Source organism: Hydrogenophaga sp. RWCD_12 (assembly GCF_046604225.1).
In the GTDB taxonomy this organism is placed as follows: Bacteria; Pseudomonadota; Gammaproteobacteria; order Burkholderiales; family Burkholderiaceae_C; genus Hydrogenophaga.
In genome coordinates, this window is sequence record NZ_JBKIXC010000001.1 from 705965 (window position 1) to 724818 (window position 18854).

Below are 18854 nucleotides of genomic sequence, written 5' to 3' on the forward strand. Positions count from 1 at the left end.
ATGAACTCCAGCGAACCCTCTTTCGGTCCCCACCTCAAAGGCTTTCCCGCTAGCAGCGCGCCGCTCACGCGCGCACAGATCCCGGCCCAGGGCTGGAATGTGCTCCGGGGCGATCTCGCGCTGCCGCTGGCCGTGCTCAAGCAGTCGGGGCTGCGGCACAACCTGCACTGGATGCGCGACTTCTGTGCGCAGCGCGGCCTGCACTTCGCGCCGCACGGCAAGACCAGCATGTCGCCCGAGTTGTGGCAACTGCAGCTGGACGCCGGTGCCTGGGGCATCAGCTTCGCCACGGTGTTCCAGGCGGCCATCGGCGCGCGCCACGGTGTGCCGGTGCTGCTGATCGCCAACCAGGTGATCCAGCGCGCCGAACTCGATGCGCTGGCGGCGCTGCACGCCGAGCGCCCAGCGCTGCGTTCGATGTTTCTGGTCGACTCGGTGGGGCAGGTGGAGTCCATCGAGGCCTGGGCCGCAGAACGCCGCTTCACGGGTCGTTTCGAGGTGCTGCTGGAGCTGGGCATCGCCGGGCAACGCACCGGATGCCGCACGGCCGACGAAGCGCGGCAGATTGCGGCCCGCATCGCCGCCAGCCCGGTGCTGCAGCTTGCCGGCATCGAGTGCTACGAAGGCACGACCGCCTACTGTGACCACGCCAAGGACCGTGCCACGGTGCAGGGCCTGATGGACCGCGTGGACGCCATCGCGCGCGAAGCCATCGCGCAGGGCTGGTTCGCGCACGACGAGATCATCCTCACGGCCGGCGGCTCGGCGATCTTCGACCTCGTCGCCGATCGCCTCACGCCCGACCTGGGCCGCCCGGTGCGCGGCGTGCTGCGCTCGGGCTGCTACCTCACCCACGACCACCAGCGCTACACGCGCTACCTGTGCTGCGTGGGCGAACGCCTGAACCTGAAGGAAACCCTCAAGCCCGCGCTGGAGGTGCTGGCTTGCGTGCAGAGTCAGCCCGAGCCGGGCCTGGCGCTGCTGTCGATGGGCAAGCGCGACGTGGCCTACGACCTGGACCTGCCGCAGCCGGTCTGGCGATCGGACGGGCAGGGCGGTGCGCCACTGGGTGTGCCCGCCCACTGGCGCATTGACACGCTCAACGACCAGCACGCCTACCTGCGCTTCGACGCCTCGGCGCCACCCGCCGAATGGCCGCAGCTGGGGCAGACGGTGGCCTCGGGCATTTCGCACCCCTGCACCACGTTCGACAAGTGGCGCTGGATGCCGGTGGTGGACGATGGGTACACCGTTGTGGACGCTGTCACGACCTGGTTCTGATTCGCGAAATCTGCCGTTGGGGCCGTGCTACGCTGTGCGGATCTGTGTTCCATCCGACGAAGAGGCAAGCATGACAAGACTGAGGAAACTCCTGGGCATGGTGGCCGTGGCCACTGGCGCGTTGACGGCCTGTGGCGGTGGCAGTGATCCCACGCCCTACGGTTCGGTGGCCTGGGATGGCAGCCGGCCTGCCGCAGCGATCACGATCAACTACGTGACCCAGGAACAGGCCAATGCTGCTGCGCTGGAGCGCTGCGGTGGCGGTGCCTGTGCGGTGGTGCTGGAGTTTTCGGGCAAGGGCAGTTGCGGGGCCATCGCCGTGGGCACAGGGCTGGTGGCTGGTGTGGGCAAGGGCGCCAGCCAGGGCGACGCCGAAGCGGCCGCGGTAGCCGATTGCGGCGCGAAGGGTGGTGGTTCCTGCTCGATTCCGAGCTCGCTGCCCGGCAAGTGCATGTGATGCCATTGCGATCCGCCACCGGGGACGGCCTGGCGGTGGATCGGCTGGCTCAGGCTGCGCTTTCCGCGTATGCCTTGTAGTTGTTCAGGATCGCCTGCCAGCCGCCGACCTGGTACTCCGCCGGGAAGGTCGAATCCGGCGTGAAGCGCACCGTCAGCTCGGTGAGGCCGCCGGCCTCTTTGAACGTCGCGACCACCTGGCGTTCGTCGCCCATCGCATAGACCAGGCGCTCCATCGGCACCACCTCGGTGTAGGTGCCTTCGAAGTCAAACCCCATCGATCCGTCCCGCGCTTCCATGCGCGATTTCAGCGTGCCTCCGACGCGCAGGTCGTTCTCGGCCCGCGGGCAGTGCCACTCGGGCGCCGCGAAGTTCCACTGCACGATCGCCTTCGGGGCGGTATAGGCGTTCCAGGCGCGGGCCAGGCCGCATTGCAGCGTTGTCTGGACGGTGAGCATGTCGGTGGTGGTCAAGCTTGGTCTCCTTCAGGGGTTGAGCAGGTTCTTCTCAAAGAATTCAGCGATCTTCTTGTTGATCAGTGGCACGGTCGCCGCCCGGTCAAACCCGGGCGGGTCGGCTTGCAACTGTTCGGCAATGCTGCCCGGTTCGAACGGGGGCATGGGCGAGAGCATCGCACCGTGACCCGCGTCGGGCAGGGTCATCAGGTCGGTGCAGCGCGGCAGGCAGGCGGCCTTGATGGCCTCGATGTGAAAGCGCGGCACCTGGTTCACGTCTTTGGCGGCGGTGATCAGGCCCAGCGGCACGCGCGGCGTCGCCAGCGACGCCGGGTCGAAGTCGGCCGCGAACGGCACCATCGCCACCACTGCTTTCACGCGCGGGTCCTCGTGCGCCTGTGGTGTCTCGTCGGCAAAGCGTGAGCTGATGGTGCGCCGCGCCAGCCAGAGCTTGGCGCCATCGAGGACGCCGCCCGTGAGCCGGGTGGTGAAACCCATGCAGGACGCAAAGTCTGCTTCGATGTTCGCCAGGCAGTGGTCGCGAAAGCGCGCCGGGGACCAGATGCCGCCGGTCATCGACAGCGCGGTGTGCCCGCCCGCGGAGCCGCCGAACACGCCGACCTTGTTCGGGTCGAGCTTGTCGAGAAACCTGGGCATCGCCAGCGTCACGTCGATGGCGTGGCTGACCTCGGCCGGTCGCTTCTTCCAGCTCTCCGGCCCCGGCGTCTTGTTGTCGGCGGCGTTGTCGCCCGCGTGTGTCGGCACCACCACCACGAAGCCATGCAGCACCAGCTCGCGCGCAAGGTCGGTGTGGACCCAGGGCGTTCCGCCAGAGCCGTGCGAGATCACGATCAGCCGTCCGTTGCCCGGCGCCAGGGGCGCGTCGGCCGCCCAGCTCAGCGAGAACGGCCCGCGCCGCTGTGGTGCCTCGGCCGCCAGCGTGGGGTAGAAGAAGCTGGTCATGCCGTGCGTGGGATGCTGCACGCTCACATAGCCCAGGTTCAGAGGCTGGGCCTGCGAGGTGCCCGCCAGCAGTTGCAGACCGGCGAACAGGAGGGCGAACAGGGTGCGCTTCATGAATCCATTGTCGCCCGCCGCCAGCCCGGTTTGGGTGTACATCTCTAATTTGCTGCGCTGCAACAAAAAATGCTTGCCAACTCCGGGATTACCCGTAGAATCGCGGTCATGCTGCACTGCAACATAACCCGGATTCACCGGGCTGTGTCCAAGGGGCGGCTCCTCAACCCTCCACTTAAGGAAACCGAAATGAGCAACCCCGCCGAACAAATCATCGCCGCCAACAAAGCCAACCTGGAAGCCTTCGAAGGCGCCACCAAGAAGGCCTACGCCGGTGTCGAAAAGCTGGTCGAACTGAACATGGCTGCCTCCAAGGCTGCTCTGGGTGAGTCCTTCAGCTACGCCCAGGCCATCATGTCCGCCAAGACGCCCCAGGAATTCATGACCGTGCAGACCGGCTTCTTCCAGCCCCTGGCTGAAAAGTCCGCCGCCTACTTCCAGCACGTGCAGACCATCGCCACCGAAGGCAGCGCCGATTTCACCAAGCAGCTCGAAGCCAAGATGGCCGAAGCCCAGAAGGCCATCGGCGCTTCTGTCGACCAGATGGTCAAGAACGCACCCGCCGGCTCCGAAGCCGCCGTGGCCGCTTTCCAGAACGCCCTGAGCAACGGCCAGAAGGCCGTCGAGTCGACCCAGGCCGCCATCAAGAAGGCCACCGCTCAAGCCCAGGCCAACTTCGCCGCTGCTTCCAAGCAAGCGACCGATCTGGCCAAGAAGGCCGCCAAGGTCTGATGGACCGCGGTGTGAACGGCCCTCGGGCTGTTCACCAACAAAAGAGGCTCCTTCGGGAGCCTCTTTTGTTTTGCGTCGCCAGATGCTCCCCGCGGTCTCAGAGCTGGCGGGCCTCCAGCCAGAGCCGATCCACCGTCATGCCCCTGAACCATTCGTTGAAGCGGTTCCGGTGCGCCTCCCAGGGCTCGGCCAAGGGAGCACGCGGGTCTTCGCTCAGGGCATAGGCCATGCCCTCGACGAACCAGGTCGGCAGCAACAGCCGACGGGCAAGACCCAGACGCTGCCCCTGCAGCACGTGGATCAGTTCATGTCGCACGAAGTAGGGCTTCCATGCGCGCGGTGCATACACGGTGCCCCAAGTGCCCACCGTCACAGCCGCCCGCGCACCCAGCCCGAAGCGGTCGGCACAGGCTTGCGTCGCGCAGAACACCGCCCGGGGTGCTCCCTCGACCGGTGCCACGGCAACCGACACAAAGGCCATGCCTTCGGCATAGAGTGAATTGGCCACGGGCCATTGCTCAGGATCCTCGGTGCAGACCGGCCCCCGGTCGCAACTCAGCCCAACCAGCGATGGCGCGAGCACACGCACCGGCTTGACCAGCATCCAGGCCGCGAAAGGCACGATCACCAGCAGCAGTACGGACAGCCGCCAAAGGGAAGGTCTCCGGACTTTCATCCCCGGGCTTGAGCGTTCAATCTGGAGACCCTGTCTCCGCCATCCGTCTGAGCCGCGCCAGCGTGACCGGCAGACCCGTGTCCAGCTGCCGCTTCATCGCCGGTCCGATCAGCCAGGCCAACAGCCCCGACAGCGTCACCCGGTGCACCACCTCGGTCTGTGACGGTCCGAGCGCGACCAGTTCGTGTTCGAACACCATGCGAAGCAGCAGCGGGATGCGCGACTCCACAGTGAAGCCCCGCGCCGGGTCGGCGAAGGTCACCACCATCGGCACCGTGTTGCCCTTGGTCGGCGTGAGCGAACCGCGCGAGCCGACGGCAAACGGACCATTGAGCGAAGAGGCCTTCGTGTCCGGGTCCCAGCGGGGCCAGTTCGAGACGTCCGCGTACAGGGAGTAGACCGGACCAGGTGCAGTGCCGACCGCGATGCGGTGTTCGACGACGGTGCTCATCAGGAGACTCCAGGGTCAGGTGCGACAGGAGCTCCCGTTGCATAGAAGAACCCGCCCGCCACATGGTGCAGGCTGCGCAGTACGTCAGGTGCCGACTCGAAATGCCAGCGCCCGCCGGAGAACACCCGCTCGTCCGCCCAGGCGCTGACCACTTCGGCCAGGATCAGGTCGTGTGGCCCCGCCACATGGGCGGTCGCTGGCAGGACGCGGCACTCCATCCAGGCGATCGCACCATTTACCAGTGGGCAACCGGTTTCAGGGCCTGGCTCGAAAGCCACGTCACAGCGCTGGAGCTTGTCGGGATGGTCCTTGCCACTTTCGCCGCCAACGGCGCGGGCGAGGTCAGCCTGGGAGACACAGGGCACGCACACACTGAGCACGCCGCTGGCTTCGATGAGTTCGCGGGTCAGCGTGGCCTTGTCGACCACGACCGCCACCTTGGGTGGGTCGAAGTCCAGCGGCATGGCCCAGGCCGCGGCCATGACATTGATGCGCCCGCCGTGGGCGCTGCCCACCAGCACGGTGGGACCGTGGTTGAGCAGGCGGCTGGCCTTGTCGAGCGGGACGGGTTGCATGGCCATGTCCTCGCTCCTCCCTGAATGAAGGTTGTGTTTACGCCAGTTCGGCGATCAGTTCGATTTCAACGCAGGCACCCAGCGGGATCTGCGCGACGCCGAAGGCGCTGCGTGCGTGGGCGCCGACCTGCGGGCCGAAGACCTCGCCGATCAGTTCGCTGGCGCCGTTGGTGACCAGATGCTGTTCGGTGAAGGTGCCAGTGCTGTTGACCAGGCTCATGACCTTGACGATGCGCTTGACGTCGTCCAGGGTCTTGCCGGCGGCCAGGCAGGCGGCGGCGAGCGTGCCCATGAGGTCGATCGCGATGGCGCGGGCGGCGAGCTTGCCTTCTTCCGTGGTCATGGTCAGTCCGAGCTGGCCGACCCAGGGCTTGCCGTCTTTCTTGGCGATGTGGCCGCTCAGAAACACCAGATGGCCGGTCTGCACGAAAGGCACGTAGGCGGCGGCGGGAATGGCGACGGGGGGCAGGGCGATGCCCAGTTGGTTCAGCTTGTCGTAGACGCTCATCGGGGGCTCCTGAGGATGGGGTTCAAGGGATCGGTCCATTCTATCGAGAGGCCCCTCGCCGATAATCGCCGCCATGTCTGATTCGCTCTCGATCTGGGTGGTGCTGGGCCTGCTGATGCAGGTGCTGATCCTGCTGGCTTTGTTGTGGTTGTTGCTGCGGCGCAAGCCCGAGGACCCGGCGCAGGCTGCGCACCGACAGGAACTGCTGTCGGTGATCCAGGCGCAGGCCGCGTCGACCATGCAGCGCATCGAACACGTCGAGGGAGAGCTGCGGCGCGAGGTCGGCGACAACGCGCGCGGTGGCCGGCAGGAGATCCAGCAGACGCTGGCGACCTTCCAGGAAACACTGACGCGCCAGGGCGCTGAAACCACCCGCACGCAGAACGCACAGATCGACGCTTTCGCACAGCAGCTGGTGCAACTGCGCGGCACGCTGGGCGACACGCTGACCAACCAGCTCAAGGACCTGAGCGAGGCCAACGCCCGCCGCATGGCCGAGGTGCGCGCGACGCTGGAAACCCAGCTGGCCAGCCTGCAGCAGAACAACGCCGCCAAGCTCGACGAGATGCGCGCGACGGTGGACGAAAAGCTGCACGCGACGCTGGAGGCGCGGCTGGGCGAGAGCTTCAAGCAGGTGGCCGAGCGGCTGGAACAGGTGCACAAGGGCCTGGGCGAGATGCAGACACTGGCGCAGGGCGTGGGCGACCTCAAGCACCTGCTCTCCAACGTGAAGACACGCGGCATGTTCGGCGAGGCGCAGCTGGCGCAACTGCTGGAACAGGTGTTCGCGTCCGACCAGTACGCGGCTCAGGTCGCGACCCGGCCGGGCAGCCGCAACGTGGTTGACTTCGCGATCAAGCTGCCGGGGCGCGGCGACGACGGCGCGCCGTGCTGGCTGCCGATCGACGCGAAGTTCCCGAACGAAGACTACGAACGCCTGCTGGATGCGCAGCAGCGCGCCGATGCCGAAGGCGCGGAGGCGGCTGCGCGCGGACTGGAAAACCGGATCAAGCTCGAAGCCAGGTCGATGGCCGACAAGTACCTGGAGCCGCCGAACACGACCGACTTCGCGATCCTGTTCCTGCCGACCGAGGGCCTGTATGCCGAGGTGCTGCGCCGGCCGGGCCTGATGGAGGTGTTGCAGCGCGAGTACCGCGTCACGCTGGCCGGGCCGACGACGCTGATGGCCATGCTCAATTCGCTGCAGATGGGCTTTCGCACGCTGGCGCTGGAGAAGCGCAGCTCCGAGGTCTGGCAGGTGCTGGGTGCGGTCAAGACCGAGTTCGGCAAGTTCGGCGACGTGCTGGCCAAGGTCAAGAATCAGACCCAGACCGTGCTCAACACGCTGGATGCTGCCGAGACCCGCAGTCGTGCGATGGGCCGCGCGCTCCGCACGGTCGAGGCGCTGCCGCAGGAGCAGGCGCAGAGCCTGCTGCCGCTGGACCGCGAAGACGACTGATCCCGAACAAAAACAGGAGACCAACCACATGCTCACCGCGATGATCGCGATCTTCGTGCTGGCCTATGCGGCCATTGCGCTGGAGCACCCGCTCAAGGTCAACAAGTCGGCCTCGGCCCTGCTTGGCGCGGGTCTGCTCTGGACGATCTATGCCATGGGAACGGGGGATGCGCACCGCGTCGGCGACGAGCTGGGTGAGTCATTGATGGGCACGGCGCAGATCGTGTTCTTCCTGATCGGCGCAATGACCATCGTCGAGGTGGTCGATGCACACGACGGCTTCGAGGTGATCACCGCGCGCATCAAGACCACGCAACTGGCCGGCCTGATGTGGTTGGTGGGTTTCGTGACCTTCTTCCTGTCGGCAATCCTGGACAACCTGACGACCACGATCGTGATGATTTCGCTGATGAAGAAGCTGCTGGACAGGCAGAGCGACCGCCTGTTTTTCGCCGGCATCATCGTCATCGCCGCCAACGCTGGGGGCGCGTGGACACCGATTGGCGACGTGACCACGACCATGCTCTGGATCGGTGGCCAGATCACAGCGCTGGAGATCATGAAGGGTGTCTTCGTGCCATCGATGGTCAACCTCCTGGTGCCGCTGGCGATCACCGCCTATCTGCTGCGCGGGCAGCCGGTGGTGGCGCCACCCAAGGTGGATCGGCATGGCGGCTTCGTCACCACCGCGTTCGAGAAGAACACCATGTTTTTCCTCGGCCTGGGCATCCTGGTGCTGGTGCCGGTGTTCAAGACCATCACCCACCTGCCACCGTTCATGGGTGTGCTGTTCGGCCTGGGCATCCTCTGGCTGGTCGGTGACCTGATCCACAAGGACAAGGATGAAGACACGCGCCAGCCGCTCACGCTGGCCAGCGCGCTGGCGCGGATCGACATGGGCTCGATCGTGTTCTTCATCGGCATCCTGCTGTCGGTGGCGACGCTGGAACACACCCACATCCTGTCCGCGCTGGCCACCTGGCTCGACCAGACGGTGGGCCGGCAGGACATCATCGTGCTGCTGATCGGGCTGGTGAGTGCCGTGGTCGACAACGTGCCGCTGGTGGCCGCGTCGATGGGCATGTACAGCCTGGAGCAGTACCCGCCCGACAGCTTCCTCTGGGAGTTCATGGCCTATTGCGCCGGCACCGGCGGCTCGATCCTGATCATCGGCTCGGCCGCGGGCGTGGCTGCGATGGGGCTGGAGAAGATCCAGTTCTTCTGGTACGTGAAGAAGATCAGCGGCCTGGCCCTGGTGGGCTACCTGGCCGGCGCGCTGGTCTACATCGCGCAGCAGCACCTGTTCCACTGAACGATCCCTCCCGTTTCGCTTGACCCAGCGCATCCGCTCCACGCTCACCCGCCTGATCGGCGCGCAGGTCTGCCTGCACGCCGCCATGACTGGACTGCGCATGGCGGCACCCCTGATGGCGCTGCGCGAGGGCTACAGCCCGGCGGCGGTCGGTCTGTTGCTGGCGCTGTTTGCGCTCTCACAGGTCTTTCTCGCGCTGCCGGCCGGCCGCTTCACCGACCGCCACGGCATGCGCCGTCCGGTGCAGCTGGCGGTGATCGTGGCGGTGATCGGAAATGCGCTGGCTGCGGCTTGGCCGCTGTTTCCCGTGCTGTGTCTCGCGGCGCTGCTGACCGGCGCGGCGTCGGGCCTGACGGTGATCGCACTGCAGCGCCACGTGGGTCGCATGGCGCAGGACGCGAGCGAGCTGCGGCAGGTGTTCAGCTGGCTGGCCATCGGGCCGTCAATTTCCAACTTCCTCGGTCCGTTTCTGTCGGGGTTGCTGATCGACGCCAGCGGCTTTCGCCCTGCCTATCTGATGCTGGCGCTGCTGCCGCTGTTGGCCTGGTTCGCGGTCGGCGGAGTGCAGGAACATGCGCGGGTGGAAACCCCGGAAGGGCATCGCCAGGGTTCGTCGTGGGACCTGCTGCACGACAAGGCGTTCCGAAACCTGCTGCTGATCAACTGGATGTTGGCCTCCTGCTGGGACGTGCACACCTTCGTCGTGCCAGTGATCGGCCACGAACGCGGCCTGTCGGCGACCGTGATCGGCTCGATCCTGGGTGCGTTCGCCCTCGCGGCGACCGCGATCCGGTTGGTCATGCCCTGGCTCTCCGAGCATCTGCGCGAGGGTCGGGTGATCGGCGGCGCGATGGTGGCGACCGCGCTGCTGTTCGCGCTCTACCCGCTGGTGCACACGGCCTGGCTGATGGGCGTGCTGTCGGTGCTCCTGGGGCTGGCGCTGGGGTCGGTGCAGCCGATGGTGATGAGCACCCTGCATCAGATCACGCCACACCATCGACACGGCGAAGCGCTGGGCCTGCGTTCGATGGCGATCAATGGTTCGAGCGTGGTGATGCCGTTGCTGTTCGGGTCGGCCGGCGTGGTGGTCGGCACGGCCGGCGTGTTCTGGGCGGTGGGCTCGGTGGTCGGTCTCGGCGCGCGGCTGGCCTGGCGCATGTCGGCGGGCCACCATCCCGCGCGCAGCCATTAACATGGGCCGATGAACAACGCACAACGCGATGGCCTGCTGCTGGCGGGCAGTGCCGTGACCGGCATGGTGGTGATGAACAGTGGTCTGGCCGAGGGCGCGCACCATCTGCTGGCGATGCCTCTGCAGGTCGGCGTTGGCGACTGGGTGCTGGCCAAGCCGCTGGAACTCTGGATCAACGATTTCCTGATGGCGATCTTCTTCCTGCTGGTCGGCGTGGAGATCAAACACGAGTGGCAGCACGGCGCGCTGGCCACGCCACAGGCGCGGGTGCTGCCACTGGGGGCGGCGGTTGGTGGCATGGCGCTGCCGGCACTGATCTATCTGGCCATCAACTGGGGCCAGCCACCCAATTTCGCGGGCTGGGCGATTCCGGCCGCCACCGACATCGCGTTCGCGATCGGCCTGATGGCGCTGGCGGCGCCGGGCATGCGCGCGCCGCTGCTGGCCTTCCTCACGGCGGTCGCCGTGATCGACGACCTGGGCGCGATCATCGTGATCGCGCTGTTCTACACCGACCAGCTGAGCAAGAGCATGCTGGGCTTCGCGGCCGTGGGCGTGGGTGCCCTGTTCGTGCTGTCGAGCCTGCGGGTGCAGCGCATCTGGCCGTACGTGGCGGTGGGGCTGTTCCTCTGGGTCTGCGTGCTCAAGTCGGGCGTGCACGCGACGCTGGCGGGCGTGGTGCTGGGCCTGTTCCTGCCGGCTTCGCAGGACGGCAACAGCCCGGCCGAGAAGCTGGACCATGCGCTCAAGCCCTGGGTGAGCTGGCTGATCCTGCCGCTGTTCGGGGTGGTGAACGCGGGCGTGCCGCTGGGCGGCGTGTCGTGGGACGTGTTGCTGCAGCCGGTCACGCTGGGCGTGGCCGCCGGCCTGCTGGTCGGCAAGCCGGTCGGCATCCTGGCCGGCACCTGGGTCGCCAGCCGTCTGGGCGGAGGTCTGCCCGACGGGATGCGGCTGCGAGACTATGTGCCGGTGGCCTGTTTCTGCGGCATTGGTTTCACGATGGCTCTCTTCATCGCGACCCTGGCCTTTGCGCCAGGGAGCCCGTCGGCCGACGCGGCCAAGATGGGGGTGCTGCTGGGCACCTTGTGCGCCTTTGCGCTGGGCGCAGTGACAGCACGTTGGGCCGCAGGCGCGAAGCCCAGCCCGGTCAGGTAGGTATCCACCGTCTGGCGGCCGACCTTCACGAGGTCGAAAGCGTCGGGGGAGAGCAGCCAGTTCTGGATCAGTCCGTCGACGATCACGTGCAGGCCCAGCGCGGCGGACTCGATCGTCACGCCCAGCTTCAGCGACTGCTTCATGGCGGCGGCCTTGAGCACCTGCGCGGTTTGCTTCATGCAGTCGTTGCGCACCTGAAGGTGGCGTTCGCGCACGGCGCCCATCTCGTCGTTGTATTCGACCTGGTGCGTCGCAATCTCGAACACCCGGCGGGTCTGCTCGTCGGTCGCGGTGCGGTGCATGGCCACGCGCATGGCCTCGCGCAGCGACTGCAGCGGGTCGTCCATCTCCTGGGCGGTCGCGCCGGCGCAGGCGATCGAGTCTTCCAGCGGCAGGGTGACGCGCTCCATCATGGCGTTGAACAGGTCGGCCTTGTCCTTGAAATGCCAGTAGATCGCGCCGCGGGTGGTGCCGGCGGCGGTGGCGATGTCGTTCAGCGATGTGCGTGAAACGCCCCGCGACTGGAACAGAAGTTCGGCGGCGTCCAGCAGGCTTTGCCGGGTGGCTTCGGCGTCGGCTTTGGTGCGGCGGACCATGACAGGCTCTTTGCAAAGTAGAAACCCCACGAATATACATACATTCGTGTGTGTATGTATACTGCCGCTCCTTCAAGGGTCATGGCATGCGCCTTGCACGCCAGCGACCCGGCGCCCAGACGCATCCCATTCCAAAGCCCTTTGCGAGGTCCTTCATGTCCGCTTCCCCCGCCGAACCCTTGCCGCCACAAGCGGCACATTCCTTCTCCGGCACGCGCCTGCGCCAGGTGGCGCTGCTGCTGCCGCTGGTCGCTGCACTGGCCGCCTGCGGCAAGGCGGACGCCCCGGCCGCGGCAGGCGGTGCACCGGGCAAGGGCATGCCCGCGCCGGAAGTGGGCGTGGTCACGGTGCAGCCCGGCGACGTCGGTTTGCAGACCGAATTGCCTGGCCGCCTCGAAGCCTCGCGCGTGGCGCAGGTGCGTGCCCGCGCGGCCGGCATCCTGCAGCAGCGCCTGTTCAAGGAAGGCAGCGATGTCAAGGCGGGGCAGGCACTGTTCCGCATCGACCCCGCGACCTACCAGGCCACGCTGCAGAGTGCGCAGGCCAGCCTGGCGCGCGCGCAGGCCAATCTGGTGAACGCCACGACGGTGGCCGAGCGTTACAAGCCGCTGGTGGCCGAGAACGCGATAAGCCAGCAGGAGTACACCACCGCGGTCGCGGCCCAGAAGGCGGCCGAAGCCGATGTGGCGTCTGCCAAGGCGGCGGTGCAGACGGCGGGCATCAATCTCAATTACGCCAATGTGACCGCGCCGATCTCGGGCCGCATCGGCCGCGCACTGGTCACCGAAGGTGCACTGGTCGGTCAGGGCGAAGCCACGGCGCTGGCCGTGATCCAGCAGGTCGATCCGCTGTATGTGAACTTCACCCAGTCGGCCAGCGAGGCCATGAAGCTCAAGCGCGCGATGGAATCCGGCCAGCTCAAGGGTGCCGGCCAGGGCGCTGCTGCCGTGAAGGTGGTGCTCGACGACGGCAGCGAATACGCCAAGCCGGGCAAGCTGCTGTTCACCGATCTCACCGTCGATTCGACCACCGGCCAGGTGACATTGCGCGCCGAGGTGCCCAACCCGGGCGGCGCGCTGCTGCCGGGCCTCTATGTGCGCGTGCGGCTGGAGCAGGCGGTGGCCAGCGATGCGATCGCCCTGCCGCAGCAGGCCGTGAACCGTTCGGCGCAAGGCGACTCGGTCAAGGTCGTGAGCGCCGACGGCAAGATCGAGCAACGCCCGGTCAAGGTCGGTGGCCAGCAGAGCGGGCGCTGGGTGATCCTTGACGGCCTGAAGGCCGGTGAGCAGGTGATGGTCGACGGCTTCCAGAAGGTGCAGATGCTGCCGCCGGGCACGCCGGTGAAGGCCGTGCCGTGGACGCCGGGCGCCGCTGCGGGCGCCAAGCCCGCCGACACCAAGCCTGCCGACGCCAAGCCGGCAGAGGGCAAGCCTGCTGAAGCGAAGCCCGAGGCCAAGGCTGAAGGCAAGGCCGACGCGGCCCCCGCGAAGTAAGGAGCGGCCGACATGGCAAAGTTCTTCATCGAGCGCCCCATCTTCGCGTGGGTGATTGCGCTCTTCATCATGGTGGCGGGTGCGGTCTCGATCACCCAGCTGCCGATCTCCCAGTACCCGCCGGTGGCGCCGCCGTCCATCGTCATCAACGCGACCTACCCGGGCGCCTCCGCCAAGACGCTGGAAGACAGCGTCCTGTCGGTGATCGAGCAGGAAATGAACGGCTCGCCCGGCCTGATCTACATGGAAGCCGTGGCGCAGGCCAACGGCACCGGCAGCATCACGCTGAGCTTCCAGCCGGGCACCAACCCCGACCTGGCGCAGGTGGATGTGCAGAACCGCCTCTCGCGCGCCACGCCGCGCCTGCCCTCGGCGGTGACGCAGCAGGGCGTGCGCGTGGACAAGTCGCGCAGCAACTTCCTGCTGTTCGCGATCCTGTCCTCGGACGACCCGGCCTGGGACCCGGTGGCCCTGGGTGACTTCGCCTCGCGCAGCGTGGTGCCGGAAATCCAGCGCCTGCCCGGCGTGGGTCAGGCCCAGCTGTTCGGTACGGAACGCGCCATGCGCATCTGGATTGATCCGGCCAAGCTGCTCGGTTTCAACCTGAGCGCCAGCGACGTGACCAACGCGATCCGCGCGCAGAACGCGCAGGTCTCGGCCGGTGAAATCGGCGCGCTGCCCAACGTGGCCGGTCAGTCGATTGCCGCCACGGTGGTGGTCAACGGCCAGCTCTCGAGCGTCGAGCAGTTCGGCAACATCGTGCTGCGCGCCAAGAGCGACGGTTCGACCGTGCGACTCAAGGACGTGGCCCGCATCGAACTCGGCGCCCAGGCCTATGCGACCTCCGCGCGCCTGAACGGCAAGCCTTCGACGGGCATCGGCGTGCAACTCTCGCCCAACGGCAATGCGCTGGCCACCGCACAGGCGGTGCGCGCCAAGATGGGCGAACTGGAAAAGTTCTTCCCCAAGGGCATGAGCTGGACGATTCCCTACGACAGCTCCAAGTTCGTGAAGATCTCGATCCAGGAAGTCGCCAAGACGCTGATCGAAGCGGTGGCGCTGGTGTTCCTGGTGATGTTCCTGTTCCTGCAGAACTGGCGCTACACACTGATCCCGACGGTGGTGGTGCCGGTGGCGCTGCTGGGCACCTTTGCCGGTCTGCTGGCGATGGGCTTCTCGATCAACGTGCTGACCATGTTCGGCATGGTGCTGGTGATCGGCATCGTGGTGGACGACGCCATCGTGGTGGTCGAGAACGTCGAGCGCATCATGAGCGAGGAAGGTCTGCCGCCGGTCGAGGCGACGCGCAAGGCCATGGGCCAGATTTCGGGCGCCATCATCGGCGTGACCGTGGTGCTGATCTCGGTGTTCGTGCCGCTGGCCTTCTTCAGTGGCTCGGTCGGCAACATCTACCGCCAGTTCGCTGCCGTGATGGGTCTGTCGATCGCCTTCTCGGCATTCATGGCGCTGTCGCTGACGCCTGCGCTGTGCGCCACGCTGCTGCAAAAGGTCGAGGCTGGCCACGCGCACGCCAAGACTGGTTTCTTCGGCTGGTTCAACCGCGGCTTTGCCCGTACCGCCAAGAACTATGAGGGCGGCGTGGCCCGCCTGCTGCCGCGCGCCGGCCGCACGCTGATCGTCTACGCAGTGATCGTCGGTGTGGCGGTGTTCGTCTACCAGCGCCTGCCGACTTCGTTCCTGCCCAACGAAGACCAGGGCACCATGCTGGTCAACGTGCAGCTGCCGCCGGGCGCGACCCAGGAGCGCACGCTGGAGGTGATGAAGCAGGTCGAAGGCTTCGTGCTCAAGCAGCCGGAGGTGCAGAGCATGGTCGGCGTGCTGGGCTTCAGTTTCTCCGGCCAGGGACAGAACGCGGCACTTGCCTTCGTGACTCTCAAGGACTGGGACGAGCGCAAGGCGCCGGGCAGCGACGCGCAGTCGATCGCCGGTCGGGCCTTCGGTGCGCTCTCGGGCATCCGCGACGCTTTCATCTTCGCGCTCAACCCGCCGCCGATTCCCGAGCTGGGTGCGTCGTCGGGCTTCAGCTTCCGCCTGCAGGACCGTGCCGGTCAGAGCCGCGAGGCCCTGGTCAATGCGCGCAACCAGCTGCTGGGCATGGCCTCGCAGAGCAAGCTGCTGACGCAGGTGCGCCCCGACGGTCTGGAAGATGCGCCTCAGTTGCAGATTGACATTGACCGCGACCGCGCCAACGCGCTGGGCGTGAGCTTCGACGGCATCAGTGCTGCCATCGGTACCGCGCTGGGTTCGGCCTATGCCAACGACTTCCCGAACGCCGGCCGCCTGCAGCGCGTGATGGTGCAGGCCGATGCGGCCGCCCGCATGCAGCCCGACGACGTGCTGAAGCTGACGGTGAACAACAGCAGCGGTCAGGCCGTGCCGCTGTCGGCCTTCGCGTCGACCAAGTGGATCACCGGCCCAATGCAGACCGTGCGCTACAACGGCTATCCGTCGATGCGCCTGAGCGGCAGCGCCGCGCCGGGCGTGAGCACCGGTCAGGCAATGGCCGAGATGGAAGCGCTGGCGGCCAAGCTGCCTGCGGGCTTCGGCTACGAGTGGACCGGCCAGTCGCGCGAAGAAAAGCTCGCCGGCAGCCAGGCCCTGATCCTCTACGGCTTCGCCATCCTCGCGGTCGTGCTGTGTCTGGCCGCGCTGTACGAAAGCTGGACGATTCCGCTGGCGGTGATCCTGGTGGTGCCGCTGGGTGTGCTTGGCGTGCTGCTGGCGACGCTGTTGCGCAGCTACTCGAACGACGTCTATTTCCAGGTCGGCCTGATCACCATCATCGGTCTGTCCGCTAAGAACGCCATCCTGATCATCGAGTTCGCCAAGGACCTGCAGGCTCAGGGCCGCAGCGTGATCGAGTCGGCACTGGCCGCGGCCCACCTGCGTTTCCGTCCGATTGTCATGACTTCGCTGGCGTTCACCCTGGGCGTGCTGCCGCTGTTCCTGGCCTCGGGTGCCGGGTCGGCCAGCCAGCGTGCCATCGGCACCGGCGTGATCGGCGGCATCCTGACCGGTACGGTGCTGGCGGTGTTCTTCGTTCCCATCTTCTTTGTCGTCGTGCGCTCCATCTTCAAGGGCAGCGAGCGGCAACGGCTCCACGACATCGAGGAAGCCAAACACCATGGAGTGAATCATGTCTGAGCGCGCCACCTTCCGACTTTCCGCGCTGGCGCTGGCGGCCCTGCTGGGCGGCTGTTCGCTGACACCTGCGCTGGAAAAGCCCGCGGCGCCCGTCGCGGCCAGCTACCCGGGGCAGGCCGCTGCGGCGACCGCCACCGGTCAACTGCCGGCCTGGGAGAGCTTTGTCACCGACGCGCGGCTGCGCGAGGTGATCAAGCTCGCGCTGCAGAACAACCGCGATCTGCGCGTTGCCACGCTCAACATCGAGCAGGTGCGTGCGCAGTACCAGGTCAAGCGTGCCGACCAGTGGCCCAGCGTCAACGCTGTGGTGAGCGGCAACCGCCAGCCCACCACCAGTGGCGGCATGAGCAGCGTCTACACCGCGGGCCTTGCGATGGCCAGCTGGGAGATCGATTTCTTCGGTCGCCTTGGCAGCCTCAAGGACGCGGCGCTGGCGCAGTTCCTGGCCAGCGAAGAAGCGCGGCGCGCGGCGCAGACCAGCCTGGTCGCGTCGGTCGCGAGCACCTGGCTGAGCCTGCAGACCGACGAGGCGCTGCTGGCCCTGACCCAGCGCACGATGTCCACGCGCGAGGATTCGCTGCGCCTGTCCAAGCTGCGCTTCGACAACGGCGCCACATCGGCGCTGGACCTGCGGCAGGCCGAGTCGCTGACGGCGGCTGCGCGCAGCACGCTGGCCCAGCAGCAGCGCGCCCGTGCGCTGGACATCAACTCACTCACCTTGCTGGTGGGTCAGGAGGTGCCGGCGAATCTGTTGCCCGGTGCGGCCGACGTCGCGCCGTTCCAGGCGGTGCCCGAGGGTCTGCCGTCGGAGCTGCTGACGCGCCGCGCCGACATCCGACAGGCCGAGCAGGCGATGGTGGCGGCCAACGCCAACATCGGCGCCGCACGCGCGGCCTTCTTCCCTCGCATCTCGCTGACCACCAGCGTGGGTACCGTGAGCAACCAGCTCTCGGGCCTGTTCAAGGACGGTTCGTGGGGCTTCTCGCTGGCGCCCCAGGCGCTGCTGCCGATCTTCGACATGGGTCGCAACCAGGCCAATCTCGATGTCGCCAAAGTCGGTCGCGACACCGCCATCGCGCAGTACGAAAAGGCGATCCAGGTCGCGTTCCGCGAGGTGGCCGATGCGCTGGCCGGGCGGGCGACGCTGGGTGAGCAACTGGCCGCGCAGGAGTTGCAGGCCAAGGCCGAAGCCGAGCGCTTCCGCCTGGCCGAACTGCGCTACAAAAACGGGGTGTCGAGCTACCTCGACGTACTGGACGCGCAGCGCTCGCTGTTCGCGACCCAGCAGGCGCTGGCGCAGTCGCGCCTGGCCCAGCAGCAGAACCAGGTCGCGCTCTACAAGGCCCTCGGTGGAGGCTATTGAGTCTTCAGGTCGTAGAAGTGCGCGATGTGATCCCAGGCGGCCTGCGGGTCGTCGACGACCTTGAACAGGTTCAGGTCTTCGGGTGAAATGGTGCCTTCTTCGACCAGCAGCTCGAGATCGAACAGCCGCTTCCAGTAGGCCGAGCCGAACAGCACGATCGGTACCGGCTTGGCCTTCTTGCACTGCACCAGCGTGATCACTTCGAACAGCTCGTCCAGCGTGCCGAAGCCGCCGGGGAATGCGACCAGGGCCTTGGCGCGCATCATGAAGTGCATCTTGCGCAGCGCGAAGTAGTGGAACTTGAAGCTCAGGCCGGGCGAGATGAATCGGTTGCCTGACTGCTCGAACGGCAGCGAGATGTTCAGGCCAACGTTGAGCGCACCCTCGTCATGGGCGCCGCGGTTGGCAGCCTCCATGATGCCCGGTCCGCCGCCGGTGCAGACGAACATCTGGTCTTCCTTGGGCGCGCGGGCGCTGTAGCGGGCCACCAGACGACCAAAGGCACGCGCATCGTCGTAGTAGTGGGCGTTGCGCAGGATCGCTTCGGCCTTGCGGATGCTTTCTGCGTTGCCACCTTCGCGGGCCGTTGCCAGCGCGGCTTCGGCCTCCGCCCGTTCGCGAAACCGGGCGCTGCCAAACACGACGACGGTGTTTTCAATCCCCAGCTGCTGCTGCGCCAGATCGGGCTTGAGCATCTCCAGCTGGAAGCGGATGCCGCGCGTTTCGCGCCGCAGCAGGAACTCGGGGTCGGCGAACGCCAGCCGGTAGGCGTCGGCCTGCAGGGCATTGCCGTTGTTGGCGTGGGCCTGCAGGTCGGCCCAGGCGTCTGCGATGCGCTGTTCGCTCAGGTTTTGGGTGGTTTCCATGCGGGAAGTCTCGTTGGAAAAAATGCGATTGTGTCGCGAAGA

At 66.9% G+C, this 18854-nt stretch carries 17 protein-coding genes and 1 pseudogene; 10 read left to right on the top strand and 8 right to left on the bottom strand.

All coding sequences use genetic code 11. The features are described from left to right. The gene (locus ACLIJ1_RS03370) at positions 1-1281 is read left to right on the top strand and encodes an alanine racemase (RefSeq protein WP_411364063.1); all 1281 of its coding nucleotides are present in this window, start codon (positions 1-3) and stop codon (positions 1279-1281) included. Between the two features lie 70 nt (positions 1282-1351). Continuing rightward, entirely contained in the window at positions 1352-1738 is a 387-nt protein-coding gene (locus tag ACLIJ1_RS03375) for a DUF4189 domain-containing protein (RefSeq protein WP_411364064.1), read from the top strand. A gap of 49 nt (positions 1739-1787) precedes the next feature. Here the strand turns inward: ACLIJ1_RS03375 and ACLIJ1_RS03380 are convergent, their stop codons facing one another. Next, positions 1788-2210 (bottom strand): SRPBCC domain-containing protein, encoded by a 423-nt coding sequence (locus tag ACLIJ1_RS03380; RefSeq protein ID WP_411364065.1) that lies wholly within the window; start codon positions 2208-2210, stop codon positions 1788-1790. Between the two features lie 12 nt (positions 2211-2222). After that, positions 2223-3311 carry an alpha/beta hydrolase family protein gene (locus ACLIJ1_RS03385; RefSeq protein ID WP_411364066.1) on the bottom strand — a complete coding sequence of 363 codons (1089 nt, stop codon included), beginning with the start codon at positions 3309-3311 and terminating at the stop codon, positions 2223-2225. Between the two features lie 147 nt (positions 3312-3458). Here ACLIJ1_RS03385 and ACLIJ1_RS03390 point away from each other — a divergent pair, with 147 nt between their 5' ends. After that, on the top strand, positions 3459-4001 hold the full coding sequence (locus tag ACLIJ1_RS03390) for a phasin family protein (protein ID WP_411364067.1): 543 nt from the start codon (positions 3459-3461) through the stop codon (positions 3999-4001). Positions 4002-4098: 97 nt separating this feature from the next. On the opposite strand, the gene ACLIJ1_RS03395 is transcribed toward ACLIJ1_RS03390, so the two are convergent. Genes ACLIJ1_RS03395 through ACLIJ1_RS03410 form a run of 4 tightly spaced genes read right to left on the bottom strand, consistent with a single transcriptional unit; the run spans position 4099 to position 6211 of the window. Further along, positions 4099-4677, bottom strand: a complete 579-nt coding sequence (locus ACLIJ1_RS03395; protein WP_411364068.1) for a hypothetical protein — start codon at positions 4675-4677, stop codon at positions 4099-4101. A 16-nt stretch (positions 4678-4693) separates the two neighbouring features. After that, entirely contained in the window at positions 4694-5128 is a 435-nt protein-coding gene (locus tag ACLIJ1_RS03400) for an SRPBCC family protein (RefSeq protein ID WP_411364069.1), read from the bottom strand. Further along, a complete protein-coding gene (locus ACLIJ1_RS03405) occupies positions 5128-5709 on the bottom strand; it encodes a flavin reductase family protein (RefSeq protein ID WP_411364070.1) in 582 nt (193 codons plus the stop codon). The genes ACLIJ1_RS03400 and ACLIJ1_RS03405 overlap by 1 nt, the downstream gene beginning before the upstream one ends. A 31-nt stretch (positions 5710-5740) precedes the next feature. Further along, on the bottom strand, positions 5741-6211 hold the full coding sequence (locus ACLIJ1_RS03410; protein WP_411364071.1) for a RidA family protein: 471 nt from the start codon (positions 6209-6211) through the stop codon (positions 5741-5743). Between the two features lie 73 nt (positions 6212-6284). Between ACLIJ1_RS03410 and rmuC the strand changes: the two genes are divergently transcribed. From rmuC to nhaA, 4 genes and pseudogenes are all read left to right on the top strand, one after another. Continuing rightward, on the top strand, positions 6285-7670 hold the full coding sequence (rmuC, locus tag ACLIJ1_RS03415) for a DNA recombination protein RmuC (RefSeq protein ID WP_411364072.1): 1386 nt from the start codon (positions 6285-6287) through the stop codon (positions 7668-7670). 28 nt (positions 7671-7698) lie between these two features. Further along, positions 7699-8982, top strand: a complete 1284-nt coding sequence (gene nhaD, locus ACLIJ1_RS03420) for a sodium:proton antiporter NhaD (protein ID WP_411364073.1) — start codon at positions 7699-7701, stop codon at positions 8980-8982. Between the two features lie 31 nt (positions 8983-9013). Then, positions 9014-10174, top strand: coding sequence for an MFS transporter (locus ACLIJ1_RS03425; RefSeq protein WP_411364779.1), 1161 nt, complete (start codon positions 9014-9016; stop codon positions 10172-10174). A gap of 72 nt (positions 10175-10246) precedes the next feature. Then, positions 10247-11224: pseudogene (nhaA, locus tag ACLIJ1_RS03430) on the top strand (Na+/H+ antiporter NhaA); the annotation flags it as partial. Here the strand turns inward: nhaA and ACLIJ1_RS03435 are convergent. Continuing rightward, entirely contained in the window at positions 11134-11925 is a 792-nt protein-coding gene (locus ACLIJ1_RS03435) for a TetR family transcriptional regulator (protein ID WP_411364074.1), read from the bottom strand. The pseudogene nhaA and the gene ACLIJ1_RS03435 sit on opposite strands and share 91 nt — an antisense overlap. Before the next feature lie 155 nt (positions 11926-12080). Between ACLIJ1_RS03435 and ACLIJ1_RS03440 the strand changes: the two genes are divergently transcribed. Genes ACLIJ1_RS03440 through ACLIJ1_RS03450 form a run of 3 tightly spaced genes read left to right on the top strand, consistent with a single transcriptional unit; the run spans position 12081 to position 17946 of the window. Then, the gene (locus ACLIJ1_RS03440; RefSeq protein WP_411364075.1) at positions 12081-13418 is read left to right on the top strand and encodes an efflux RND transporter periplasmic adaptor subunit; all 1338 of its coding nucleotides are present in this window, start codon (positions 12081-12083) and stop codon (positions 13416-13418) included. A gap of 12 nt (positions 13419-13430) precedes the next feature. Then, entirely contained in the window at positions 13431-16583 is a 3153-nt protein-coding gene (locus ACLIJ1_RS03445; protein ID WP_411364076.1) for an efflux RND transporter permease subunit, read from the top strand. Beyond that, the gene (locus tag ACLIJ1_RS03450; RefSeq protein WP_411364077.1) at positions 16576-17946 is read left to right on the top strand and encodes an efflux transporter outer membrane subunit; all 1371 of its coding nucleotides are present in this window, start codon (positions 16576-16578) and stop codon (positions 17944-17946) included. Before ACLIJ1_RS03445 ends, ACLIJ1_RS03450 begins: the two co-directional genes overlap by 8 nt. Here ACLIJ1_RS03450 and ACLIJ1_RS03455 read toward each other — a convergent pair. Further along, a complete protein-coding gene (locus ACLIJ1_RS03455; RefSeq protein WP_411364078.1) occupies positions 17940-18812 on the bottom strand; it encodes a TIGR00730 family Rossman fold protein in 873 nt (290 codons plus the stop codon). The two genes, ACLIJ1_RS03450 and ACLIJ1_RS03455, sit on opposite strands and share 7 nt — an antisense overlap. Between the last annotated feature and the right edge of the window lie 42 nt (positions 18813-18854).